General features: G+C 71.8%; 23 protein-coding genes. 5 read left to right on the plus strand and 18 right to left on the minus strand.

The features are described from left to right. Positions 1-74: 74 nt before the first annotated feature. From AC2YHB_RS05025 to AC2YHB_RS05040, 4 genes are all read right to left on the minus strand, one after another. The gene (locus tag AC2YHB_RS05025; RefSeq protein WP_179650931.1) at positions 75-482 is read right to left on the minus strand and encodes a hypothetical protein; all 408 of its coding nucleotides are present in this window, start codon (positions 480-482) and stop codon (positions 75-77) included. A gap of 19 nt (positions 483-501) precedes the next feature. Further along, positions 502-2,046 (minus strand): HEAT repeat domain-containing protein, encoded by a 1,545-nt coding sequence (locus AC2YHB_RS05030; protein ID WP_257027629.1) that lies wholly within the window; start codon positions 2,044-2,046, stop codon positions 502-504. Positions 2,047-2,385: 339 nt separating this feature from the next. Beyond that, positions 2,386-2,742 carry a hypothetical protein gene (locus tag AC2YHB_RS05035; RefSeq protein WP_179650935.1) on the minus strand — a complete coding sequence of 119 codons (357 nt, stop codon included), beginning with the start codon at positions 2,740-2,742 and terminating at the stop codon, positions 2,386-2,388. Between the two features lie 69 nt (positions 2,743-2,811). Next, a complete protein-coding gene (locus AC2YHB_RS05040) occupies positions 2,812-4,122 on the minus strand; it encodes an HNH endonuclease signature motif containing protein (protein WP_179650937.1) in 1,311 nt (436 codons plus the stop codon). 154 nt (positions 4,123-4,276) lie between these two features. On the opposite strand from AC2YHB_RS05040, the gene AC2YHB_RS05045 reads away from it, so the two are divergent. Then, positions 4,277-4,597 carry a hypothetical protein gene (locus AC2YHB_RS05045; RefSeq protein ID WP_487353586.1) on the plus strand — a complete coding sequence of 107 codons (321 nt, stop codon included), beginning with the start codon at positions 4,277-4,279 and terminating at the stop codon, positions 4,595-4,597. Between the two features lies 1 nt (position 4,598). Here AC2YHB_RS05045 and AC2YHB_RS05050 read toward each other — a convergent pair whose 3' ends face one another. The 5 genes from AC2YHB_RS05050 to AC2YHB_RS05070 form a co-directional block, all read right to left on the minus strand. Further along, positions 4,599-5,339 (minus strand): cryptochrome/photolyase family protein, encoded by a 741-nt coding sequence (locus AC2YHB_RS05050; RefSeq protein WP_487353587.1) that lies wholly within the window; start codon positions 5,337-5,339, stop codon positions 4,599-4,601. Between the two features lie 156 nt (positions 5,340-5,495). Next, entirely contained in the window at positions 5,496-6,104 is a 609-nt protein-coding gene (locus AC2YHB_RS05055) for a cryptochrome/photolyase family protein (RefSeq protein ID WP_487353588.1), read from the minus strand. A gap of 20 nt (positions 6,105-6,124) precedes the next feature. Next, positions 6,125-6,832, minus strand: a complete 708-nt coding sequence (locus AC2YHB_RS05060) for a GNAT family N-acetyltransferase (protein WP_487353589.1) — start codon at positions 6,830-6,832, stop codon at positions 6,125-6,127. Positions 6,833-6,867: 35 nt separating this feature from the next. Then, complete coding sequence (locus AC2YHB_RS05065) at positions 6,868-8,499, minus strand: DUF6895 family protein (RefSeq protein ID WP_487353590.1); 1,632 nt, start codon at positions 8,497-8,499, stop codon at positions 6,868-6,870. A gap of 56 nt (positions 8,500-8,555) precedes the next feature. Beyond that, entirely contained in the window at positions 8,556-8,762 is a 207-nt protein-coding gene (locus AC2YHB_RS05070) for a hypothetical protein (protein WP_036542550.1), read from the minus strand. Between the two features lie 96 nt (positions 8,763-8,858). Here AC2YHB_RS05070 and AC2YHB_RS05075 point away from each other — a divergent pair, with 96 nt between their 5' ends. After that, entirely contained in the window at positions 8,859-10,658 is a 1,800-nt protein-coding gene (locus tag AC2YHB_RS05075) for a M1 family metallopeptidase (protein WP_487353591.1), read from the plus strand. A gap of 2 nt (positions 10,659-10,660) precedes the next feature. On the opposite strand, the gene AC2YHB_RS05080 is transcribed toward AC2YHB_RS05075, so the two are convergent. Further along, entirely contained in the window at positions 10,661-11,143 is a 483-nt protein-coding gene (locus AC2YHB_RS05080; protein ID WP_036542555.1) for a nuclear transport factor 2 family protein, read from the minus strand. A gap of 68 nt (positions 11,144-11,211) precedes the next feature. On the opposite strand from AC2YHB_RS05080, the gene AC2YHB_RS05085 reads away from it, so the two are divergent. Together AC2YHB_RS05085 and AC2YHB_RS05090 are read left to right on the plus strand one after the other, a co-directional pair. Next, on the plus strand, positions 11,212-11,565 hold the full coding sequence (locus tag AC2YHB_RS05085) for a TraR/DksA family transcriptional regulator (protein WP_487353592.1): 354 nt from the start codon (positions 11,212-11,214) through the stop codon (positions 11,563-11,565). A gap of 49 nt (positions 11,566-11,614) precedes the next feature. Beyond that, positions 11,615-14,344 carry an IPT/TIG domain-containing protein gene (locus tag AC2YHB_RS05090; protein WP_487353593.1) on the plus strand — a complete coding sequence of 910 codons (2,730 nt, stop codon included), beginning with the start codon at positions 11,615-11,617 and terminating at the stop codon, positions 14,342-14,344. Between the two features lie 15 nt (positions 14,345-14,359). Here the strand turns inward: AC2YHB_RS05090 and AC2YHB_RS05095 are convergent, their stop codons facing one another. The 7 genes from AC2YHB_RS05095 to AC2YHB_RS05125 form a co-directional block, all read right to left on the minus strand. Continuing rightward, positions 14,360-16,069: a DEAD/DEAH box helicase gene (locus AC2YHB_RS05095; protein WP_487353594.1), complete on the minus strand. Its 1,710-nt coding sequence runs from the start codon at positions 16,067-16,069 to the stop codon at positions 14,360-14,362. Between the two features lie 3 nt (positions 16,070-16,072). Continuing rightward, positions 16,073-16,612, minus strand: a complete 540-nt coding sequence (locus AC2YHB_RS05100) for a GNAT family N-acetyltransferase (RefSeq protein ID WP_487353595.1) — start codon at positions 16,610-16,612, stop codon at positions 16,073-16,075. A 9-nt stretch (positions 16,613-16,621) separates the two neighbouring features. After that, on the minus strand, positions 16,622-17,779 hold the full coding sequence (locus tag AC2YHB_RS05105; RefSeq protein WP_487353596.1) for an FAD-dependent monooxygenase: 1,158 nt from the start codon (positions 17,777-17,779) through the stop codon (positions 16,622-16,624). 30 nt (positions 17,780-17,809) lie between these two features. Continuing rightward, positions 17,810-18,265: a VOC family protein gene (locus tag AC2YHB_RS05110; protein ID WP_487353597.1), complete on the minus strand. Its 456-nt coding sequence runs from the start codon at positions 18,263-18,265 to the stop codon at positions 17,810-17,812. A 96-nt stretch (positions 18,266-18,361) separates the two neighbouring features. Next, positions 18,362-18,994, minus strand: coding sequence for a hypothetical protein (locus AC2YHB_RS05115; protein WP_487353598.1), 633 nt, complete (start codon positions 18,992-18,994; stop codon positions 18,362-18,364). A 78-nt stretch (positions 18,995-19,072) separates the two neighbouring features. After that, positions 19,073-20,347, minus strand: coding sequence for an HNH endonuclease signature motif containing protein (locus AC2YHB_RS05120; RefSeq protein WP_179650958.1), 1,275 nt, complete (start codon positions 20,345-20,347; stop codon positions 19,073-19,075). 383 nt (positions 20,348-20,730) lie between these two features. After that, positions 20,731-21,006 (minus strand): hypothetical protein, encoded by a 276-nt coding sequence (locus AC2YHB_RS05125; protein WP_179650960.1) that lies wholly within the window; start codon positions 21,004-21,006, stop codon positions 20,731-20,733. 140 nt (positions 21,007-21,146) lie between these two features. Between AC2YHB_RS05125 and AC2YHB_RS05130 the strand changes: the two genes are divergently transcribed. Beyond that, positions 21,147-24,155 carry a PQQ-dependent sugar dehydrogenase gene (locus tag AC2YHB_RS05130; RefSeq protein WP_487353599.1) on the plus strand — a complete coding sequence of 1,003 codons (3,009 nt, stop codon included), beginning with the start codon at positions 21,147-21,149 and terminating at the stop codon, positions 24,153-24,155. On the opposite strand, the gene AC2YHB_RS05135 is transcribed toward AC2YHB_RS05130, so the two are convergent. Beyond that, positions 24,152-24,835 (minus strand): suppressor of fused domain protein, encoded by a 684-nt coding sequence (locus AC2YHB_RS05135; protein WP_487353600.1) that lies wholly within the window; start codon positions 24,833-24,835, stop codon positions 24,152-24,154. The genes AC2YHB_RS05130 and AC2YHB_RS05135 overlap by 4 nt on opposite strands. Positions 24,836-24,839: the final 4 nt, after the last annotated feature.

Raw genomic sequence — 24,839 nt, forward strand, 5'->3', positions numbered from 1 at the left:
ACCGGCAGGATTGCCCCGTCAGCGGCATGGGTCGGGCGCTCCCGTCCCGACAGCGGCATGGTCGTGCAGATCGCTCACCGAGGGGACGTATCGATCTCGCCCTTCCAAAGGCAGAACCTCACGGCCCGCTCCTCGAACGTGAGAGTCACGCCGACCACCTCGTTTACCTCGTTGAACACCGGCGTTGCGGACGTGAGCAGCGACCCAGCAAGGCCGACGAACGGTACCTCGTGTGTTGAGTCCCGCATGACCCAGCGTCCGTGGAAGTCGACCCGATATGGGTCCATCCACCGGTCATCGCCCGACTGGGACACCGACCACTCGAGGGTCCAATCGCTGGCCCCGTCGAAGTGCGCACCTCGTCCACCCTCGAACCACATGTGGACCGAACCGACGTCCGGGTTCACAGGTGAGCCGTCGTCTGCGTACCAAGCGAGCCGCTCGACAACACGCAGCCGCCGACTGATCACCTCATCGAGCACGCTTGCACCGTGCCCACGATCAGGTGCGCCGAAAGCGACGGAACCATCTACCCCTCATCGGTGGCACAGGCGCTGGCCCGTGCTCCCCGGTGCTGCGTTCCGACTCGTCTTTAGCGATGTTGATGCCGGCGTGGAAGGCCAGAACGCGCTGCTGCTCCCGGTCAAGGCCCGCCCGGTCCAACCAGCTCGCCAGGCGCGCTCTCTGGACCTCCGATAACCGGTCCCAGGTGATTGCGGCACTCACGTCGAGCCAGTTCCTCAGCCCTGCGCGGCCGAGTCCTGCCAAGTGGGGGTCCTCGTCGGCGGCGGCGCGAAGGTCCGCCTCGACGCGGTGCCACCCGCCGGCAGCCCGAGCGAGGCGCCAACCTGCACGTCGGCTCGACGGAAGGCCGGACGCCCAAGCCGGCTCTGCGACGGTCGAGGGTGCACCCAGCCGGCCCAGGGCTCGCGCCGCGGCAGAGCTAACTCGTGCGCTCGGGTCTACCAAGGCCGGTGTCAGCAGTTCGACTGCGTCGGTCGGGGCAGCGCACGTTTCCACCGCGACGACGGCGGCTGCCCGGACCCGCCCGTTGGGGTGCTGGAGCCGCCTCGTTACTGCTTCGAGATCCTGCGCGTCGCCGGTGCTGCTCAGTCCGTCCAGGCACGCGGCAACCACCCGCGGGGATGCATCCGTGTTTGCCAAGGCGCGCCGGTAGAAGCCGGCAACGTCCCAGTCCCGGCGGCGTGCCCGCCAACGTGCCTGCTCCCGTACCCGAGGTGCCCTATCAAGCAACAGGTTCCTCAGCGTGTCGTCGCCGAGGCTGGCATCGGGAACGCGGGTCAGCGCGACGATGCGCGCCTCGACGCTCCTCGCGTCCAGCAGAGCCGCGAGCACCGCAGGGTCCGGTGCATGCATGAGCCACTCAGCGCAGGCCGACCGAATCCACTGGTCAGAGTCGGCTTGGGCCGCCAGCACCAGCTGCTCGGTCGCGAACAAGTCGTACTTATGCCCGTACTGGAACGCCCAGCGTCGTACTCGACGGCGTTCGCTGTGCGCGAGCTGCGACACCAAGACACGGGCGGGGACCTCGCCGATAAGCGCAGCCCACACCTTGTCGAGCGCCGCCCCGCCCTGGAGCCTGTCGGCTCCTGCGAGGAGGACGTCCATCACTTCCTCGGCTGTCTCAACCCGAATGTGCTGTCGGATCGCCTCCCAAGCCTGATCTCGGACCTGAGGGACGTGGTCCATCAGGCGCACCGCCAACGCAGGTGCGGCAACTGCGCTGGGCACCGCACCCAGAGCCCGCACGGCACGCTCCCGAAACCGACCGTCCACATGAAGACTCGTGACGGCAGCGACGAAGCCTGATGATTCACCCAAGGGCGCGTCGGTCCATCCCCGAACGCCACTTATCGGGGTGCCATCCGTGTAGGTGAACGCCCGGGCACCCTGGTCGAGGAGCAGCCAGGCGCGTCCGTCCAAGCGGGCCAGCGCCGCGAGACCAGCAGCCCAAGCCGCAGCGTCTGCTCCATTGGCCGCGTCGGCGAGTTGCCGCGCGAGCGTCCTGGCCTCCGGGAGGGTCATCACGGGCCCATCCTGTCCTGCCCGGCACCCGAAGTCGCACAGGTTTCCACGTCCGACACGATCGGTACGGCGTCCCAGCCGGCCGCGCTGGCGCGGCATCCTGCACAAGCGGCACTGATGGGCGAGCACTCTGTGCAGGAAGCGGCTCGCACAAAATCTGCTCTCCCGACCCGACGGCGGCATGGTCGGGGGCTCCGTCCGGACAGCGGCATGGTCGGGCGCTCCGCCCCGACAGCGGCATGGTCGGGCGCTCCGCCCCGACAGCGGCATGGTCGGGCGCTCCGCCCCGACAGCGGCATGGTCGGGCGCTCCGCCCCGACAGCGGCATGAGCGGACAGTTCAGGACCGCAAGACTTCGTCATGGATCCGCACCTCGGGAAGCACCTGCACGCGTGTTCGACCCGCCCAGCCAGTGGATCCGTACTCCACAACGACCTCCCGGACCGCGTCTTGGCGAAGTACCGTCAGAAGCGTCGCCATCTCGCGAAAGAGGTCGGACACGATGCTGCCGCCGCGTTGGTGCCGGATCCGAACGCTGTCGTCGGTGAGGTCCCAGGTGATGCGCAGCTCCTCAGAGTCAGCGATCGGCACGATCAGCTCCTGGACGAAGTCATCGCCGGAGGACTCCTCTACTTGCGGCATGACGCCGAGCGCAGCCAGCCACGCCTGTTCGTCCGTCACCTGAAGGTTGGGCATCTCCGCACCCTAAGGGACCGATCCGGAGCCATCCGCTCATCGGCATGAGCGGGCACAACGCCTCGCGGATCAAGCGGCGAGGTCGCAGACGATGACGACGCGGCCGAAGCGGTCGGGGCGTGGTGGAGTCCGGTCCCGCCGGGTGGCGGTGACTTTGCGTGTTCCGGTCTGGTCGACCAAGTAGTGGGCCCCGTGTGGGTCTCGCCAGATGACGATCCCGGGGAAGGGTTGTCGGACCTCCCAGCCGGCGTGGGTCTTGATCCGGTGGTGGGTGCGGGTGAGGGGGCCGAGGTTGTCGGTGGAGGTCGGTCCGCCCTCGGCGTAGGGGATCTGGTGGTCGAGGTCGACCTGCCGACTGAGGTTGGCGGCGAAGGGGAAGGTGTCGCCGGGGTGGATCAGGTGCACCGCTTCGCGGAGCCGGTGCGGGATCTCGTAGGCGTCGACGGATGCGCCCTGGTTGAGATTGATGACCGGCTGGACCTTGACCTGGCTAGCGAAGTGGTCGACCAGGTGGCGGACGTACTGGACCGTCAGGGGGCCGTGGCCCTCCATCCGGGCGATGGCGGAGTCGGGGGTGCAGTGCAGCCGGATGAGGACCTTCGGCTTCACCGGACCCACCGTCAGATCGACGTGGGCCTCAGGGTTGGTCAGCAGCGCGAACGCCGCCAGGCGCCGTTCGGTCTTGGTGGCATCGGGCATCTGGTCCTTCAGCCCGTCGGCGGTGGCGTCGAGGCCAGCCTCGGAGCCGAGGATCACGGCGGCGTGGTCGCGGATCGTCATCGTCATGATGCCGTGCTTGTCGACGCGGGAGCGACGGATGAAGGTGTCCTTCGCTGCCGCCTCCTCCTTCGCCTTCGTGAGCTCGGGGGACGCTGCGGCGACCTTGCCCTCGACCACGGCTTCGAACCGGGACCAGGCCAACCGGCCGTCCGCGATCTCCACGACCTCACCGTCGACCCAGGCGGCCTCCTCCGCCGACAGTTCGCGGGTCGCGTCGGCGACATGCCTTGCATGCGTCGAGCGCACCTGACCTGCCTGCACGCCGGCCCACAGCTTCGGGAGCCGGTGAACCAGGTCGACCGCGTCGGCGATCAGCTTCTTCGCGCCGTACGGGCTGGTCTGGATCCGGGCGCCGAACGTCGCGGCGGCGTGCTCGGTGATCTTCGGTGTACCCAAGGCTCCTGCGGGCTTGGCCCGTTCCCGACCGCGCTTGTCCGTGGCCGGCAGCGCGTCCGGTGAGTGCAGGACCGCCCACTGGTAGGCGGCTTCGAGGATGTCGCGCTCGGCGTCGAGTCGGGCCGCGTGGCGCTGCTCGGCGAAGGACAGCACAGCGTCGGCGGACATGTCCGCGAGCTGGTGGTGTCGGTGCCGAGTGGCCATACGTGTATTGGATCACGGAGTACCGACACAAAGGGCCCGCCGACCACAGACTTTCCACAGCCGCGACGGGCCGGGGAAAGCGCCTCGAAGGTCAGGATCCGCTGTACGTTGTGCGGTGCCGCGCCGCGGCTCACGCCCTGACAGGAGACCCCCCATGTCCCAGCCCGCCCGGCCCTTCACCCGGCAGTCCACCGTCCTCGAGCTCTCCTCGACCCTGCCCGGGCGCGCCTTCAAGGCGCTCATCGTGCGTCAGCTCCCTCCGGTGGCGACCGAGAAGGAGCGGCAGGAGTTGGAGGACCTGACCGTCGGGCTTCCACTGGAGACCTTGGTCGAGCTGTCCGAGGGCAAGCTCACCTGGGCGGTCGCGGACTCCGTCGTCGACCTGGCCAACCGCAAGCCGCACCGGCTGATCCCTCGTGGGATCGGCGCGGGCGCCGGAGCCGTGAAGAAGGTCGCGCGCACCGTTCGCCGCTGACTCACGGCGCCCGGTTGCCGCGCCTCTCCTCCTGCTCGACCAGGGCGGGCAGGTCGCGGAGCCGGTCCAGGCCGCCGACTGCGCGAGCCATCCGCTGGTTCGCAGCGAAGCGCTCGCGATGGCGGTCGAGGAACCACCAGTAGCCCGCGGTGAACGGGCAGGCGTCGTCGCCCACGCGGACCTTCGGGTCGAACCGGCACGAGCCGCAGTGGTCGCTCATCCGGTCGATGTAGGCGCCGCCCGAGGTGTACGGCTTGGTGGCCAGGACGCCCCCGTCGGCGTGCTGGGACATGCCCACGACGTTCGGGACCATGACCCAGTCGTAGCCGTCGACGAAGGCGCGGTGGAACCAGTCGGTGACCTGCCGCGGGGACCAGCAGCGTTGCATGGCGTACGAGCCGAGCACCATCAGCCGCGGGATGTGGTGGACCCAGCCGTGCTCGGCGACGCCGTCGAGGGCGTGGGCGAGGCAGCGTGCGTCGGTCGCCGAGGAGTCGAGCTCGGCGAACCATGCCGGCAGCCGCTGGTCGGCCCGCAGCTCGTTGTGGCGCCGGTAGGGCTCGCCGAGGTGCCAGTACAGGTGCCACACGTAGTCGCGCCACCCGAGCACCTGGCGCACGAAGCCCTCGACTGACGAGATCGGCACGTCTCCGGACCGGTAGGCCTCCTCGGCGCGCTGGACCACCTCCAGCGGGTCGAGCAGGCCGAGGTTGAGCGGCGCGGAGACGAGGGAGTGGGCCATCCATGCGTCGCCCTCGAGGATGGCATCCTCATGCGCGCCGAAGTGGGCGAGCCGCTCGGTGACGAAGTGGTCGAGCGCGGCCAGTGCCTGGCGCCGGGTCGCGGCGAACCGCCGGGGCCCGTCCCGGCCGATGAAGGAGACGGCGCCGTCGCGCTCTCACCGGTCGAGGTCCTCGCGCACCTCCTCGTCGATCTCGTCCTCCTCCGGCCACCACGGATCCGGTACGCCGAGGGTGGTGGCGCCGCGCGGCGGTGGTTCACGGTTGTCGTGGTCGTAGTTCCAGCGCCCACCCTCGGGCCCGCCCTCGCCGTCGAGCAGCACGCCGTGGGCCACGCGTGCTCGTCGGTAGAAGTCCTCCATCACGAGTCGCTTCTGCCCGCGGCCCGCGGCCCATCGGGAGAAGTCGGCGCGGTCGGTCGCGAAGCCCCGCGGGTCGAGCAGGCGCAGGTCGAGCTCGGTCGCGAGCCGGTGGGCGAGCCCGAGCGCCGCGTACGACGTCGGGTGGACCACCTCGATCGGTCCGTCGTGGCGCTCGGCGGCCTCGCGGACGGCGTCGGCGTACCCGCCGTCGGTCCGCACGTACGTCACTCGCTCGCCGAGCTCGCGAGCCCGGTGCCGCATCGCCGAGAGCACGAGGTGGGCCTTGGCGCGGTGGAACCGGCGCCGCGCGAGGACCGCGCGGGACTCGACGAGCAGGAGCGGACCCCGGTGGTCGTGGACGAAGTGCGGTCCGAGCTGGTCGCCGAACAGCCAGCGCAGGGTCATCACGCGAGCGTAGGGCACACTCACGGTCTCGACGGAGAGCGGCGCGGGGGCGTCCGGTACCCGTGGAAGACCACCTCGCGTCGTACGACGAACCCCAGCCGCTCGTAGAGCCGGATCGCGCCGGCGTTGCTCGCGGCGACGTGGAGGAAGGGCTGGTCGCCGCGCTCGATGATCCGGGCGGCGACGTCGCGGACGAGCAGCTCGGCCAGGCCGCGGCCGCGCGCCTCGGGGGCGGTGCACACCGCGCTCACCTCGGTGAGGCCCGGCACGCGCAGGCGCTCGCCGGCCATCGCGACCAGTCGGCCGGAGTCGTCGCGGACGCCGGCGTACCGGCCCATCTCGAAGGTCCGCTCCCAGAACGGTCCGGGTCGGGCCTGCTCGGCCAGGGCGAGCATGGCGGGGACGTCGTCGGCGGTGAGCTCCTCGACGGCAGGGTCGTGGACCGCGGAGGCCAGTGAGGACGAGCCGACCATCTGGAGGCCGTCCAGGCGGAAGGCCGGCTCCCACGACGGCGGGGGAGTGACCGGCAGGCTGAACAGGTCGGCGAACCTCCCGGGCCCGAGCAGCGCCGCGAGGTCGTCCCAGTCCTGCTGGCCCGGGTCCGGGGGGACGGCCGAGAAGGTCGCCACCGCACGGTCGTACGACGCCGCGCGGCCGACCCGTCGGGCGAGGTGGGCGTGCGGGCCCGCCAGGGCGGCGGCGACCGGGGCATCGAGGACGTCCGTCACGGCGTCATCCTGCCGGAGCGGACGACCCCGGGAGGTCAGGTGGTCGGCTCGCTCGCCTCGACGAGCGCCGCGGTCGCCAGCACGGTCCACTCCCGGTGCAGCGCGAGCCGCTCGACGGGATCGTCGACGAGTGGCGCGCCGAACGCGCCGGACCGGTCCTGCTGGGCACACAGGAAGGTGACGGCGTCGCGAACGAGGCGCGGCGGCAGGTGGGGGAGACGGACCAGGCCACGCACCGCGACGGTGAACCAGGCCAGGTCGTAGTCCTCGACAGCGGTCCGACAGCCGGCGATGAGCTCGCACCCGGCGCGCTCGGCGTCCTCGGTCGCGAGCGGAGGTACGCCGCGGCGGCCCACGAGGTCGGCGACGAGCAGCCGCGAGCGGTCGCGGTCCGTGGCGTCGGCAGGCCGCTGGCGCAGGCCCGTCGGTGGCTCGGGGGCGGGCGACTCCTCGGCGAGGGCGGTCACCGCGACCAGGACGTCGTCGACGACATCGAGCCGGTGGGCGAGGGCAGCGGTCGCGACGGCGACATCGCGGGACGCCCCGCGCACGAGCTCCGCGTAGCCGGGGTGCACGGCAGCCGCGGAGAGCAGTGCCCCGGCGGCCTCGTCGTCGCCCGCGGCGGCGTACCCGCGCGCGGCCCACGAGAGCGAGCGCAGGTCGCCGGCTCCGTGGGCGGCCAGCCACCTGGCGGAGCCGTCCAGCACCGCCTCCGGTACGACGACGGGGCGGTCGTCGAGCGGCGCGGGATCCGGGCGCGGGACCGTCCGGAACAGCAGGTCCTCGAGCGCCCCGACGATCGTCGTGTGGTACGCCGTCGCCCACGATCCCCAGTCCGCGTCGGCTTCCGTGAGCCGGCGCGGGATCACGCCCGGCGGGCCTTCGAGGCGGCCGTCCGGCTCCTGCCAGGACCGCAGCCACCGACGGCAGGCACTCTCGAAGTCACGGACGGGTGCGCGGACGCAGGTCAGGCACATCAACAGCTCGCCGACCAGGTCGGCGTCCTCGCGGGCGCGGGCGACGGCCAGGCAGCCGAGGAGCAGGTCGGCCACACCGTCCGTCGTGGTTCCGGACGGCCAGGCGACCTCGCGCTGGCCGAAGTCGGTGACGTAGAAGACCGCGTGCGTGATCGCGTAGACGTCGCTGACCGACAACTCCCACACGTTGGGGTCGGCGACGAGGAGCGTCATCGGCAGCACCTGCGCGTAGTCCGGCGCGGGGGAGTCGATGCCGGCCAGCTCGAGGGTGTGCAGCAGGTCGAGGTGCCGGTAGGGCACCCGCTCGAAGGAGGTCGCGTACCGCCCGTCCACGGTCGCGACCAGCGCGTGGCGCAGGTCCTCGTCCTCGCGGCCGCACAGGCGCAGCGCGGCGTACGTGCCGGCGTACAGGAGCAGCGCACGACGGTCGCGCCGGACCAGCTCCCGGTACGACGGCCGCGCGGCGACGTCGACGAGGACGTCCAGCAGGCGCGTGTACGTCGCATCGAGCGGGCCGTCGAGGCGGGCCCGGAGGCCGACGAGCAGGGCGACCTCGACGAGCGCCTTGCGGGAGAAGAGCGCGGTGTCGGACGCGGCGAGCGCAGGGTCGAGGTAGGTGGCGCGGTCGGCGAGCCAGCCGGCGGCCCGCTGCTCGAGCGAGCCGGTCGAGGGAGGTGCGGTGGGGGTCATGGTCGTGCCTTTCCGGGCAACGCCCCGGGGCCGCCGGCCCCGGGGCGTCCGTGTCGTCAGCGGATGACGGGGTTCTCGATCTGCTCGGCGATGTCGCCGACGACGAGGACGTACTTCTCCCAGGCCAGGACGTAGCCGGCGACCTCCTCGAGCTTGGACACGGAGTCGGCCAGGCGCGAGACGGGCATCTCCATGTTGACGAGCTCGCTGGACGACAGGAACTCGATCGCACGGCGAGCGGCGAGGTTGCGGGACTCGGGCATGCTGTTCACCTCCTCTCGACCCTTGCAGCGGTGCTTGTCAGGAGGAGGCGCGGGCCACGGTTCCTGGTACAGAAGCTCGCCGACTAGGTTGGTCCGGTGCCCAGGTCATTCATCGCCGACCCCCACTCCCGTTCGCGTCCCAACGAGGTCGTGGTCCGCCACATCTCGCTCGACCTCGACGTCGACTTCTCGGCCCGCCGGGTGAGTGGCACCGCCGCCTTCGACCTCGAGCACCGCGACGCCGACGCCACGCAGCTGGTGCTCGACACCTGGCAGCTCGACGTCTCAGCGGTCCGCGGCGCGGACGGGGCCGACCTGCCCTTCGAGCTCGGTGCGCCCGACCCGGTCCTGGGCAGCGCGCTGACCATCGAGGTCGGCGCCGCCGACCGCGTCGTCGTCCACTACGCCACCAGCCCCGAGGCGCGGGCGATGCAGTGGCTCGAGCCGGAGCAGACCGCGTCCGGCAAGCCGTTCCTCTTCACCCAGGCGCAGCCGATCCTCGCCCGGACCTGGATCCCGTGCCAGGACAGCCCGGCGGTCCGGGTCACCTACGACGCCACCGTCCGGGTGCCGGCGGACCTGCTGGCCCTGATGAGCGCCGAGAACCCGGTCGAGCGCACCGACGGGACCTACCGCTTCTCGATGCCGCAGCCCGTGCCGTCGTACCTCATCGCGCTGGCGGTCGGCGACCTCGAGTTCCGTGAGCTCGGCGGCCGCAGCGGCGTGTACGCCGAGGCGTCGGTCGTCGACGGCGCAGCCTGGGAGTTCGCCGACACCGAGGCGATGATCGAGGCCGCCGAGCGGCTCTACGGCCCCTACCGCTGGGGCCGCTACGACATCCTCGTGCTGCCGCCGAGCTTCCCGTACGGCGGCATGGAGAACCCCCGCCTCACGTTCGCGACGCCGACGATCCTCGCCGGTGACCGGTCACTGGTGACCCTGATCGCGCACGAGCTGGCGCACTCGTGGTCGGGCAACCTGGTCACGAACTCGACGTGGAACGACATCTGGCTCAACGAGGGCTTCACCGTCTACTTCGAGACCCGCATCGACGAGGAGCTGTACGGCGGCCCGTACACCGACATGCTGCTGCGACTCGGTCGCCAGGACCTCGAGCGGGCGGTCGCCGACGAGCAGCCGCGCGACACCTGGCTCGAGCTCGACATGGCCGGCCGCGACCCGGACGACGGGCCGACGAAGATCCCCTACGAGAAGGGCTCGCTGTTCCTGCGGCTCATCGAGGCGAAGGTCGGCCGCACGCGCTTCGACGCATTCCTGCGCTCCTACTTCGACACCTTCGCCTTCGAGTCGATGGACACCGCGACCTTCCTCGCCCACCTGCGGGCCGAGCTGCTGGAGCCGGCGGGCATCAGCGACGAGGACCTGCAGCTGGAGGCGTGGGTGCACGGCCCGGGCGTCCCGTCGAACGCACCGGTGTTCGCCTCCGACGCCTTCGACCGGGTGGACGAGCAGGTCGCCGCGCTCCTCGGTGGACCGGTCGACGGGGGAGTCGTCGCGGCGCTCGACACCGAGGGCTGGGTGAGCCAGCAGTGGGTGCACTTCGTGCGGGCGCTGCCCGTCGACAGCCCGGCCGCGACGCTCGCGGCCGTCGACGAGGCCTTCGGGTTCAGCGGCAGCGGCAACATCGAGATCGCCACCGCGTGGCTCGAGCTGGCCGCCGAGTCCGGTTACGTGTTCGAGGCCCCCGCCGTCGACCGGGCGCTCGCCGACTTCCTCACCCGGCACGGTCGTGCGCTCTACATCCGGCGCGTGTACGAGAAGCTCGCCGGCAGCGAGCGCGGCCTGGCGCGGGCGCGGGAGATCTACGCGACCGCCCGGCCGTCGTACCACTCGGTGTCGCAGGCGGTCATCGACCGCATCGTCGGCAAGCCCTGAGGCTAGTGCTCGAGTGAGGGGTCCCAGCGGTTGGCGATGAGCTTGAAGCTGGGGGTGTCGTCGAGCGAGGTCAGTGCCTCGTAGATGCGCTCGTACTGCGTCGACGCGATCCGCCAGGCGCCGTCGGCGTCGCGGCGGTAGGTGTCGCGGTAGTAGCCGGCCCCGCGGATCTGGACCTTGAAGTCGGGGACGATGACGGTGTCCTCGAACGCCCACGACCCGGACGCGGTGTCGCCGTCGACCTCGATCTCGGGGTGGTTGGCGATGTGGACGGTGATGGTTCCGCCGCTGAGGTTCTTCTCCATGAAGGCCACGACATCGGCACGGTTGTCGTAGTGCAGCGGCTCGCCCATCGCCTGGGTGCCGTAGCGGGCGGTGACGTCCTCGGCGAGGCAGTCGCCGAACTCCTCCCACTGCTTGAGGTCGAGCGTGCGGAAGTAGCGGTGCTTGAGGCGCTTGATCTCCTCGATCGCGGCAAGGTCCATGGACGCAGCCTAGAACGCGTTCTAGTTCTGGTCGAGGGACTGTCCCACTCGACTGGCACCATGACGGGATGGACCGGGTGCGGGAGCTGCTGGAGGCCGAGCGTGACGAGGCCGTACGACGCCTCGCCGGCCTGACCGGCCAGTTCGACGAGGTCGTCGCCGCCTCCCGCGACACCAACGCCGACGACGAGCACGACCCCGAGGGCGCGACGATCGCCTTCGAGCGCTCCCAGCTGGCGGCGCTCGTCGCCCAGGTCAGGGAGCGACTGGCCGAGGTCGACGCCGCCCTCGAGCGGCTGGCGGCGGGGACCTACGGCGTGTGCGAGGTGTGCGGCCAGCCGATCGCCGAGGGCCGGCTGGAGGTGCGCCCCACCGCACGGACCTGTGTCGGGTGTATCAGCGCTCGCGCACCGCGCTCCTGACAGTGAGGGCCCCGTAGACGACGGGACCCCACCCCTCCCAGGAGTCGTCATGTCAGAAATCCTCCATCGCCGGAAGCCGCTCGACCTGATCCCGCTCGAGCTCGCCGAGAGGCCGCTGCGCCTCAAGGAGTGGCTGGACAAGCACCTCCACACCATCGTCGGGCCGTCCATCTCCGGGATCTCGCCCGGGTCCGGCCCCCGCGGCACCATCCTCACGATCACCGGTGGGCCGTTCTCCACCACCCGGTGGGAGAACGACGTGAAGGTCGGCGGTGCCGCCGCCTTCGTCCTCGCGGCGACGGCGACCGAGCTGAAGGTGCTGGTGCCGCCCGACGCCGACACCGGCCCGGTCGAGGTCACGGTCGCCGCAGGGACGGCGACCTCCGCCGCGCCCTTCACGATCACCGGCTACCCGGTGCCGGGCGACAACACCACCGACGGCCCGCCGGTCGTCACCACGGGCGTGACGCCGACGCCCGGCGCGGGCGACGTACCGGCCAAGGGCACGATCAAGGTGCTGGTCGTGATGCTCCAGCCCAACGACACCGCGCCCGCCAACCCGGCGGCGACCCGCAGCGCCGTCGACACCAAGTGGGGCACGGTGCGGACCTTCTACGACCAGGCGAGCTACGGCCAGACGGTGGTCACGACGGCGCTGACCAACTTCGCGACCCTCGACGGCACCCTCAACGACTTCGTCGACAGCTCGCCGAGCGTCCAGAACTTCCGGTCCAACCAGCTCGGCCGGATCGCCGCGATCGGTGCGCGAGCCGCCGTGGACCAAGGGCTGAACCTCAACGACTACCAGATGATCGCGTTCGTGACGTTCACCAACGGCACCTTCGTGCGGGCCTGGGGAGGCGGGGCGCAGAGCACCTTCTCCTACGACAACGGGCTGCCCGCCGGCGACCCGAACCGGATCTCGATCAACCTGACGACCAACAACGCGATCAACACGCTGTTCATCAACGACCAGGCCGACTGGGGGCGCTTCGCGCACGAGTTCGGGCACAACATCGTGTCCGCGCCGACGAGCACCGGCGACGGCACGGGCACGCTGGGGGAGGACGTGTACGGCTCCGACCTCGTCGATCCCGGCGCGGCCACGGCGTCGGCCTTCGAGATGATGGGCAACCACGACAGCCACCCGCTGTTCTCCGGCTACCACCTCGACAAGCTCGGCTACTACAAGCCGGCCAACGTCCGCGAGCTGGTCTGGGACCACAACGCCAACGCCTTCACCATCGACGTGGTCGCGCACGGCCTCACCGAGGACAACGACCCGAACCGCGTGCACCTGGTCAAGATCAAGGTCTCCGACGCGCTGTCGTACTACGTCCAGGTGCGCCAGCGCCCCGGCACCACGGCCCAGGTGTACGACGACAACATCCCCTTCGGGGCATCGGCCAACCAGGGTGGCGTCGTGGTGACCCGCGCCATCGCGGGCGTGATGAACAACAACCAGCAGACCCGGTTCATCACCTTGATGCACGGCCCCGACGTCCTGCTCAAGGACCAGTTCGCGGAGGACCCCGCGCGCGCCCTGAAGATCACCGTGCTCGACGACAACGTCCAGGCCCGGCCGCTGGTGTGCCGGGTGCGCGTCGAATGGGCGCAGAACATCTCCGACGACCCCAACGGCTCCTTCGACCTGAAGGTGGAGCCCTGGGGATCGGACTACACCTCGCCCGACATCTGGGTCGACCGCGACCCGTTCGGGTCGTTCGACAACGCCCTCGACAGCCAGGGCCGTCCGCTCGGCAACGGTGACAAGCCGCGGGTCAACAAGGTCAACAAGTTCGTGTCCCGGGTGCACGTCTCGGGCGCGACCGGGGCCACCAACGTCAAGGTGACGCAGTACGCCGTCTCGCCGCCCGGCGTGGGCGACAACGGCAACTGGTCGCCGATCGGCATCACCACGGTCCCGTCGATCTCCGCCAACGGCTCGGCCGACGTCACCTGCAACTGGGTGCCGGTCGTGGGCAAGCACACCTGCCTGAAGGCCTACGCCTCCGCCCAACTGGGGGAGATCAGCGGGCACAACAACTCCGCGCAGGAGAACGTCGCCGACTTCATCACCGGCGGCGGCAGCCCGTGCGAGCCGGTGCTGGTGCGTACGGCGATCCGCAACCCGGTCGACGAGCGTCGCGCCGTGCAGGTCTCCCTCACCGGGGTGCCCGAGGGGTGGATGGCGCAGGTTCCCTTCGCCTGGGTCTGGCTCGACGGCCTGGCCGAGAAGGAGATCGACGTGGCGATCTGGCCGACCGACGACCTGGCGGCGTACGAGATCGGCAACCTGCGCCGCGACGACGAGAAGCGCGACGACCACCGCAAGTATGTCGGCCTCGCGCCGGTGCGGGTCCGGGGCCAGGTGGAGCGCACCTACCCGGTCAGCGTGATGCCGAGCGGTGACGGCGCGGCGTCGCGGTTCTACCCGATCGGCGGCGTGTTCTACCGCGTGCACGTGCGACGCCGGGCCGAGATCAAGATGGAGGTCGGGCACGACAAGGAGCTCGGCGAGTTCGGGTACGCCGTGCACGGCTGGGTCCGGCCCGCGGTGGGCGACCAGCGGATCGTCATCGACGTGAGCGAGCCGGGTGGTCGTGACGTGCTGAACCTGGTGACGCTGACCCAGTCGGACGGCTCCTTCGAGGTGAGCTTCGACCTGAGGGACGCCGTCGACCGGTTCGGGCCGGGCGCCTATGCGGTGCAGTCGTTCATCTTCGACGCCGACGAGCTCGACGACGCGGAGTCGAACGTGATCCAGCTGTCCGTCTGACGAGGCTGAGCGGCCCTACTCCTCGGTCAGGGCTGTCGACGGAAGCCAGTCCGCGCCGAGGAGGAGGGCGAGGTCGGCAAGGCCGGTGGTGTCGCTTCCGACGGTGTCGGAGGCCGCGGCGATCCGCTCCACCATCACCTTGCCGACCTGCTCCTCGACCGTGCCCTCGGCGTAGGCGATGTGCCACGGCGAGACCTGGTGGTCGCGGTGGGTGCGGCCGGTGACCTGCCGTCCGGCGATGCCCGAGAAGCGGGCCTGGTGGAAGACACCGACCCGCGGCTCGGTGCTCGCGCGGCGGCCGTCGGCGAGCGTCTCGCCCGCGTGCAGGCTGATCGAGGCGACGGTGGTGAAGACGCACACCTTCGCCTCGCCGGTCTGGAAGCGCAGCCGCTCGGCCTCGGCGTCGAACCGGTCGCGACCGTAGATCGTGGCCACCTCGATCCCGGAGTCGCGCAGCCGGTCGGCGATCGGGTCGGCCGCCGTCGCGACGAACTCGACCGAGCACGCCACCTGCCGCTCGGCCTGGACCTGCTGCGCGATCCAGTCGACCGTGGAGTCGACCCGGATCAGCCCCGCCTTCTGGCGGAAGCGCAGCAGGGCGGCCCGGCCCTTCGCGACATTGCGGCCACGGCGCGCGATGTCCATCTCGCGGCAGAACTCTCCCCACTCGGCCTCGTACGCCGCCCGCTCGGCGGGGGTCAGGGTCACGGGCATGCCAGAGATCGGCACGGGGCCCCACGGGGCGGCGCGGTGCAGCATGGCCGGCGGGCGCTCGTCGGCGAGCCAGCCGCGCACCAGCTTGAGGTCGGCGGCACGCTGCGCCGCGTCGGTGGTCCAGCTGGCGCCGTACCGGCCCTGCTCGACGCCGACGCCGTGACGCTCGAGGGCGGCCGCGAAGGCGGCGCCGGGCTGGGTCGCAGACGCCCACTCCTTCATCGGCTCGCCCAGCACCTGCGCGTACGCCGGCGCCAGGTACGGGAGCTCCAGCGGCGTGTGGCCGGGCGTCGCGGTCGTCGCGATGACGAAGGGTGCCTTGTCGTGCGGCTTGCCGTGCCCGGAGATCCGGGCCCAGAGCTTCCACCGCTTCGTCGTCGTACGACGCAGGGCGTGGGCCTCGTCGGCGATGATCACGTCCCAGGTGTGGTCCTTCACCTTCTCCAGCCGGTCCCAGGTGATGACGACCCACTCGAGGCCGCCGTCGCCGAGCGCGGTGATGGTGCGGCACCAGTGGCCGATCGTGATCGCGGCCGGCCGGTCGGCGACGACGAGGACCCGTCGCGCGCCCCGGAGGTCGCCGACGGCGATCGCCCCGAGGACTGCGGAGATCGTCTTGCCGACACCGGGCTCGTCGGCCAGCAGGAACATCCGTCCGCCCGCCTCCGCCCGCGCCGCGATGGCGTCGGCCGCCTCGAACTGGATCCGCCGGGGTTCGAGGGGGTCCGTCGGCTCAGGGACGGGCGCCGGGGCGCCGGGGTTGAGGGTGTTCTCGATGAACCTGCCGAGCGTGTGCGGCCCCGGCGCGTAGGGCGCCAGGTGCGCGGGGAGCGCCCGGCCGGCGTACAGGTGGGTCCGGACCGCCGGGTGCCAGGTCGCACCCTCGACCTGGGTGCCGTAGGGGACGTCGAGCACCCACAGGCGCTCGCCCGGACCGGTGAACGGGAGCGGTCGCTCGGACGGGCGCGAGCCGCTGCGGCGCCGGCCGCGGGAGCGTCGCGGAGCGGCCACTCCTCAGAGCCCCTTCTCGAGCAGGGTGAACTCGAGGTCGTCGCGGCGGGGGACACCGAACCGCTCGTCGCCGTACGGGAAGGGCGAGCGGCGACCGGTGTCGGTGTAGCCGCGCCGCTCGTAGAACGCGATCAGGTCGGTGCGCTGGCGGATCACGGTCATCTCCATGACGCTGCACCCCCAGCGGGTGCGGGCCAGCTCCTCGGCGTACGCCATCACCTGCCCGCCGATCCCGCTGCCCTGGCGGGCCGGGTCGACGGCGAACATGCCGAAGTAGCAGCGCGGCCCGCGGCGCTGCACGTGGCAGCAGGCCGCCAGTGCGCCTCGGCCAGCTCCAGGGTGCTCGGCGAGCACCACCACGCTGTCGGGGGCCGCGATCGAGCCGCGGACGGCGTCCGGGTCGGTCCGCTGGCCGTCGAGGAGGTCGGCCTCGGTGGTCCAGCCGGCCCGGCTGGCATCGCCGCGGTAGGCGGACTCGACCAGCGCCACGATCGCGTCGACGTCGTCGGTGGTGGCGGCGCGGAACGTGGGAAGCCCGGTCATGGGGGGATCCTAGGGATACTCCGGGAGCTCGGGCCCGTTGACGGCGCGCTCGACCAGGGCGGTCATCGCCTCCATGTCGAGGTCCTCCGGAGCGGGGCCGGAGCCGGTGAGCATGTCCACGTGCATCCGGCCGATCTCCTGGTTGGCGTCGACGTAGTCACGCATCCGCTCCCGGTAGGCCGCGAACCCGGCCTCGGCGTCCCAACCCGCGGCGGCCAGCTCGCCGGCGAGGAGGTAGGCGCCGACCAGCGCGAGCCCGGTGCCGGCGCCGGACATGGGCGATGCGCTGAAGGCGGCGTCGCCCAGCAGGCCGACGCGGCCGCGCGACCAGTCCTCCATCACGACCTGGGCGACCTGGTCGAGGTAGAAGTCCGGGGAGTCGTCGACGTGGGGGAGGATGCGCGGCGTCTCCCAACCGAAGCCGGTCATCTGCTCGTGCAGGAGCTGCTTCTGGGCCGCGACGTCGCGGTGGTCGATCGCGAAGTCGGCGGCCGGGAAGGACAGCATCGCGATCGCCCTGGACGGGTCGGGGACGGGACGCAGGCCGGCCCACCGCCCGGCCTCCTGGTGGTCGTACATCCAGCCCTCGAGCCCGAACTCGTTCGGCACCGTGAAGAACGCGAGCACCAGCCCGAGGTGGCGGACGAACTCCTCCCGCGGCCCGAAGACCATCTCGCGCAGCGCCGAGTGCAGGCCGTCGGCGCCGATCACGAGGTCGAAGCGACGCCGGACGCCGCTGGCGAGGACGACGTCGACGCCGTCCTCGTCCTGGGTGAGCCCGGCGATGCGGTCGCCGAAGAGGTACTCGGCGTGCGGGCTCGTGTCGTCGTACAGGATCTGCGCGAGGTCGCCGCGCAGGATCTCGATCTCGGACACGTAGCCGTCGCCGCCGTCGTCCTCGGCGCGGTAGGTCTCCAGCACGTTGCCGTCGGCGTCGACCGAGTACGCGCCCTGCGTGTTCGTGCACGCCGCCCGCACGGTCGCGTCGAGGCCCATCCGGCGGATGACCTCCTTGGCCACGCCGCGCGCGTCCACCGCCTGTCCGCCCGGCCGCAGCCCCGGCGCCTGCTCGACCACGGTCACGTTCGCGCCCCGGCGGTGCAGCCAGTGGGCCAGCGCCGGGCCCGCGATGCTCGCGCCCGACACCAGCACGTTGATCTCAGTCATGCGGGATACGACACCCGGTCGGGCGGTTTCTCATCGGTCCCCGGTCTGCTGGACCCGTTCGGCGACCGCGACGACGATCCCGTCCGGGCCGCGCACGTAGGCCATCAGCCAGCTGCCCTCGTACTCACCGATCCCGCCGACCAGCCCGTACCCGTCCTCCGCGAGCCTCGCGACCAGCTCGCGCAGGCCACTGACCTCGAAGCACACGTTGCGCAGACCGAGCTCGTTCGCCATCGCGGCGGGGGAGCCCGTCGTGTGCTCCGGTCGGACGTACGCCGCAAGCTCGATCGCCGTCCCGCCGCCGACGGGCCGCAGCATCACCACCTCCACCCGCGAGTCCGGGATGCCGCTCACGGTGTCGAGGAACTCGCCCTCGACGAACGTGCGGCCCTCGACCTCCAGGCCGAGCGTGGTGAAGAAGGCCGTCGCGGCGTCGAGGTCGCTGACGGTGATGCCGACGTGGTCGAACTGCTGGAGCTGGAACATGGGAGCCATCCTTCATCGGTGGGGTGCTGAAGGGGAGACGGAGCGGGTGGCGGGTTCTCGACATCGGTCGGGCTGCGGGCTGGCGGTGCCAGCTGTTCAGTCCGCCGAAACGTAGCCCTTGACCGTCACGGTCGCGTCCGAGACCTCGCTCCCGAAGGTGCCGTCGATCCGAACCTCCAAGCGGGGCTCCGGATCGCACGACGCGCTGATCACCTCGATCTGGCCGGTGGCCTGCTCCTCGGCGGAGGAGAGCTCGACCTCTTTGCCCACCTCGGTGATGAAGCCGACAAGGAACGTCTTCTCGTTGCCCCATTCCTCGACATGAGGAAGGTCGAGTGTCTCCTTGCCGGTGGTGTCCGCGGCCTCGATCAGCATCGCGGGCTCCGTGGGTACGGTCGGTCCACCCGGGCCGCGGTTGAAGTCCCATCCGGAGGTAGCGCTGACGATCTGCGCGTCGGGCTGGTCGTCCTCGCTCGGCCGGCAGGTCACCGTGAAGTCCGTGAACTCGACCTTCATGCCGCCTGCCGCGGTCGCGACGATGCCGGTTTCCTGTGGCTTGTCGTCCTTGCTCGCTCCCGCCGCGTCGTCCGCGGTGTCGCTGCAGGACGTGACGAGAGCGGTGATGGCTGCGAGAGCGGCGACGGGCCGTGCGATGGTCATCCGCCGACCGTAGGTGGCTGCCCATCGTCGCGCGGGGATTCGGATGGTTCGCGGCGAAAAGGCGGGCACGGGCCCATGGCGCGCGGGCCCTGTCGGCTCGTCGGCAGGTGCGAGCGCACGGTCCGGGTCGGGCAGCCCCGACTCGTGTCAGGCGGTGAGGTCGCAGACGATGACGTCGCGGGTGTAGTGGTCGGGGCGTGGTGGAGTCCGGTCCCGCCGGGTGGCGGTGACTCGTCGTGTTCCGGTCTGGTCGACCAGGTAGTGGGCCCCGTGTGGGTCTCGCCAGATGACGATCCCGGGGAAGGGTTGTCGGACCTCCCAGCCGGCGTGGGTCTTGATCCGGTGGTGAGTCCTCGTCAACGGCCCCAGGTTGTCGGTCGAGGTGGTGCCGCCCTCGGCGTAGGGGATCTGGTGGTCCAGGTCGACCTTGCGGGACAGGTTCGCGGCGAAGGGGAAGGTGTCGCCGGGGTGGATGAGGTGCACGGCCTCGCGGAGCCGGTGCGGGATCTCGTAGGCGTCGACGGCGGCGCCCTGGTTGAGGTCGATGACCGGCTGGACCTTGACGCAGCTCGCGTAGTGGGCGACGAGGTGGCGGACGTACTCGATCGTGAGCGGGCCGTGGCCCTCCATCCGTGCGATGGCGGAGTCGGGGGTGCAGTGCAGGACGATCTCGACCTTGGGCTTCACCGGCCCCACGCTCAGGTCGACGTGGGCCTGAGGGTTGGTCAGGAGAGCGAGGGCGGCGACGCGGCGCTCGTTCTTGGTGGCGTCGGGCATCTGGTCCTCGAGCCCTTTGGCCACGGCTGTGACGCCGGCGTTGGAGCCGAGGATGAGGGCCGCGTCGGTGTGGAACGTCAGGGTGGCCTTGCCGTGCTTGTTGATCCGTGAGACCCGGACGTAGTTGTCCTTCGCAGCAGCCTCTTCCTTGGCTCGGGCGAGCTCGGGGGACGCGGCGGCGACCTTGCCCTCCACGATGGCTTCGAACCGGGTCCAGGCCAGCCGGCCGTCGGCGATCTCGACGACCTCGGCGTCCACCCACCCGGCCTCCTCAGCCGACAGCTCACGCGTCGCGTCGGCGACATGACGCGCATGCGTGGACCGCACTTTCCCGGCTTGGACGCCGGCCCAGAGCTTGGGGAGGCGGTGGACGAGGTCGACCGCGTCCGCAATGAGCCTCTTCGCGCCGTACGGTGACGTCTGGATGCGGGCGCCGAAGGTCGCCGCGGCGTGCTCGGTGATCCGCGGCGTACCCACGGCACCAGCAGGCTTGGCCCGCTCACGTCCGCGACGGTCCGACGCCGGCAGGGCGTCGGGCGAGTGCAGGACTGCCCATTGGTAGGCGGCTTCGAGGATCGCTCGTTCCGCAGTCAGCCGTGCTGCGTGTTGGTTCTCGGCGAACGACAGCACAGCGTCGGCGGACATGTCCGCGAGCTGGTGGTGTCTGTCCCGAGTGGCCATACGTGTATTGGATCACGGAGGACCGACACAACCGGTTGGCGCGGGACTTGCCTGTGCACAACGGCGCGCCCGCCGGGCGTTGTGGACGACCAGTGGCGCAAGGAGTCACTCGCGGAGCTGCCGGACCGCACCCGACAACCGGAACCCAGCCCCGCTCCCACCGCCCTCGTCGCTGCGCTTGAGAACCCCACCACGCACCCGACCGCAGGGCACAGCGGGTGCGCCGGAGCAAGGGGTCTCGTGACGGTCGCTGCGCGACCTCCTTGACCACCGGGTCGCTGCGCGACCTCCTCGACCACCCCTCGACCACCGGAGCGGCTGCGCGCGCGAACTTCGGCCTCGTCAGGTCAGTGGAACAGCCCGCGGTGCCGGGCGATCTCCCGCCGGGCCGCCGCGATCTGCCGCCGCTCGATCCGCTCGTCCTGTCGTGCCCGCACCGCCGAGGGAGCCTCGCGCAGGGCCGCCAGCGCCGGGAGCCAGAAGCCCGACAGCAGGGCGACGGCGAGGGGGAGCAGCCACCAGCCGCGCTCGTCGCGCGTCACGATGACGATGACCATGAGCAGGGCGACGAGGCCCCACCTGGACTGGTGGAGGCGGGTGCTGACGGTGTCCCAGGGCCTCACCCCTCCATCGTGCCCCCGTCGAGGGTGGCTCGTGGTTGGTTTCGAGGAGTCGGGACCGGACGGTCAGAGGTGCCGGGACCAAGGTCCCCCGGAGAGCCAACCGCGCCCGGCCGCGGGGAGACCGGTGCGAGCGTGGGCGGGTGCTCTCGCGTGTGAGGGGCGCGGTCGTCGCGCTCGTGCTCTGCCTGCCGCTGGCGTGCGTCCTCGCCCCCGGACCGGCCCATGCCGCCACGCCGTCGCTCACCGTCACGCCGACGGTGCCCGTCGTCGGCGACACCGTGCAGGTGACGACGACCCTGCCGACCCGGGTACGACGCCCGGTGCAGCTGCAGCGGGCCAGCGGCGGCCGGTGGGTGACCCTCACCCGCGCCTGGAGTACGACGACCGGCCGGGCCACCTTCCGGAGCAGGCTCACCGAGTCCCGGACCTCGCTGCGGGTCCTCGCGCCGTCGTACCGCACCGGCGGCCGACGACTCCCGGCGGTCGCGACCCGGAGCACCACGGTCACGGCCGCGACCGAGACGGTCACGCTGGCCACCCGGATCGTCGCCGGGAAGGCGGAGGCGCGGATCACCGCTTCGCACCTGCTCGCCGGACGGCCGGTCCAGCTGCAGGCCCGCACGGCCACCGGCTGGACCGTGGTCGCCGCAACCACCGCCACCACCTCGCGCCTCGTCGTCCTCATCGCGACCCTCGCCACGACGCAGGGCAGGGACCTGCGGGCCGTCCTGCCCGCCCACGCCGGCCGGGCCACCGTCGTCTCCCCGGTGCAACAGCCGCCCACCCTCGCGGTCACCACCACGCCCGACGGTGACGACGTCCGGATCGACGCCGCGACCACCGGGACGGTGCGCGAGGTCCGCTTCTTCGCCGACGGGGTGCTGCTCGCGAAGGACTCCACGGCGCCGTACACGACGACGTGGACGCCGCGGGTGGGCCGGCACGACGTGGTCGCCCGGGCGATCGGTCCGCTCGACAGCGTGCTCAGCCCCGCGACCGACGTCGTGACCGCGGCGGCGCCGGTCACCGCCGACAGCGGGGTGGCGGAGGGGTACGCGATCGAGGTGGTGCAGGACGGCTTCGAGCTGCCGACGAGTGCGGCGGCCCTGCCCACGGGTGGCGTGCTCGTCACCGAGAAGGCCGGCGTGGTCAGGGCCGTCGAGCCGGGGGAGGACGGCTGGTCGCTCCCGCGCGAGGTCCTCGACCTGCGCGACGAGGTGCACGACGGCGGGGACGCGGGCCTGATCGGCATCGCTGCCGACCCGGGCTTCGCCGACAACGGGTTCGTCTACCTCTCCTACGTCCGCGACGACGGTGAGGAGGGTGACGAGGGCGCCGGCGTGCGGCGCACGCAGCAGGTCGTCCGCTACACGTGGGACGACGACGTCCTCGACCCCGACAGCCGCCACGTCGTGCTCGGCGGGGTCACCGGTCCCGCCTGCTCGGCGGACGACGGGATCCGCACGCCCGGCTGCCTCCCGCTCCTCGGCGAGGCCCACACCATCGGCGACCTCGGGTTCGACGGCGAGGGCAACCTGCTCGTCGGCGTCGGCGACGGGTCCCTCTACTACACCGCCGACGGCCTGGCCGGTCGCCCCGAGACACTGCGCGCGCAGGACCCGGACGTGCTCGCCGGCAAGGTGCTCCGCGTCGACCCGGCCACCGGGGAGGGCGTCCCCGGCAACCCGTGGTACGACGGCGACGGCACCACGAACGCCTCCCGGGTCCTCGCGCTCGGGCTCCGCAACCCGTTCCGGTTCACCGTCCACGACGGCCACCTCGTCATCGGCGACGTCGGCGAGGGCGCGAGCGAGGAGGTCGACGTCGTCGAGCTCCACGACCTCACTCCGGCGGGCGGTCCGGCGAACTTCGGCTGGCCGTGCCGGGAGGGGGACGCGGACACCGCGCTCGGCGACGTGACGGACGACGAGAGCCCCTGGCACGCGTGCGCGGCGATCCGCGACGAGCCGGCGACCCGCGGGCCGTCGTACTCCTATCCGCACACGGGCGCCGGCGGCTCGATCTCCGGCGGCGTCTTCCTCGACTCGGAGGCCTACCCGGCGGCGATGCGCGGCCGGTACCTCTTCGGCGACTACGCCCAGGGCTTCCTCCGCACGGCCGAGGTCGCGCACGGCGGCGCGGTCTCCGACCCGGCCCTGCTCGCCGATGCGAGCGCCGCTGCCGGACCGGTCAAGCTCCTCACCGGCCCGGACGGACTGGTGTGGACCGTGTCGATCACCACCGGCGCGCTGCGGCGGATCCGCTGGACCGGCGCCCAGCAGGCCGACCAGTGCCCGGTGGGCACCTTCCGTCGTACCTTCCACGACCTCGACGGGCCGGACTCGCCCTTCGACGACGAGGTCCCCGAGGGTCCGTACAGCTGGCTGCTCCCGTACGCCGCCGTCCAGCTCCCGCCGCAGCCGCTGGCCGCCCCGACCTGCGAGCCCGGGATCCGGCTCGCGACGGACGGCTCGCCCTGGCTGCCGGACGAGCAGGAGGACACGAGAGCCCATCCCGGCGACCGGTTCGGCACCGCGTGGCGCGGCCGCGTCGCCCTGGACGCCGGCACCTGGCGGTTCACGGTCGAGGGCAGCGAGTGGGTGCGGCTGTGGGTCGACGACCAGGTGGTGCACGACTTCTGGTCCAACCCGTTCTGGCAGCTCCAGCACCGCCAGCACGACGTCGCGCTCGGCCCCGGACAGCACGTCGTCCGGGCCGAGCTGGTGCACGGCGACGAGACCGACGCCGAGGCCGAGGTGACCTGGACCCGCGTGGGCGGACCACCCGTGGTCGAGCTGCGCGCGCCCGTCAACGGCGTGGTCGCCGTCGACGGCACGGTCCCGTGGGAGATCGAGGTCGCCGACCCCGACGGCGACCTGCCCGCCGAGCTCGCGGCCCGGACCCGCCTCGAGGTCGACTTCCTCCACTACACGGGCAACAGCACCGACGGGGGCTTCCACGCCCACCCGTCGTCCCGCATCGACGGCCAGCTCACCGGCACGCTGCCGGTCAGCGACGTCCACGCACCCGGCGCCGGCGTGGTGCGCCTCCGGGCCAGCGTCACCGACGCCAGCGGAGCCCGCTCGGTCAGTGCGCCGGTCTACGTCTGCTTCCCCGGCGGCGCGGTCGGACCGTGCGCTGAGCGCTAGATGTGATGCCCAGGCACGTAGGTCCTGGTCCGCGCGAGGTCGGTGACGAGGTTCGGGTTGTCGTCCGCCGCGATCCGCTCGGCGAGCTCGCGCGCCCGGTCCGGGCCGCCCTCGGCCATCCAGTCGAACTCGCCCTGCGTCACGCCCACCAGCTGCAGGAAGTCGACGCGCCCGTGCACCGTGTCGATCCCCGGCACCTCGGTGTCCGGTACGACGAGGTAGCTGGTGAGCTGCGTGTCGCTGCCCACCCGCAGCGGGTTCGCGCCGCCGCCGACGAACTGCCACGGCTCGAACCAGCGCCTCGACGTCGCTGTGTAGCGCGCGAGCGCGCCGAGCGAGCCGGCTGCCCAGTGGCAGTCGTCCGGGTCGTCGGCGCGCAGCTTGATGGTCAGCTCGTAGCCCCAGCCGCCGTGCTCGGCGCCGAAGGACTCCTCGTCGACGTACAGGTTCGAGATGCCGTAGGTGACCAGGTGCTGGTAGCCGCCCGGGCTCGGGAAGAAGCTGACCCCGTCGAGGTGCTCGGGCCCGCCGAACATCGCGCGGACCGGCATCAGCGTCGCGAGATGCGCCGGCTCGACGCCCGGGTAGAGGGCGGCGAAGGCCTCGTCGATCGCGTCCCAGCCCGGCGACCAGTCGTCCTGGGCGGCGGCGCGGGCGAGGTACTCCTCCTTGGTCATCATGCGC

It is taken from the genome of Nocardioides sp. SRI_004, from assembly GCF_057586415.1.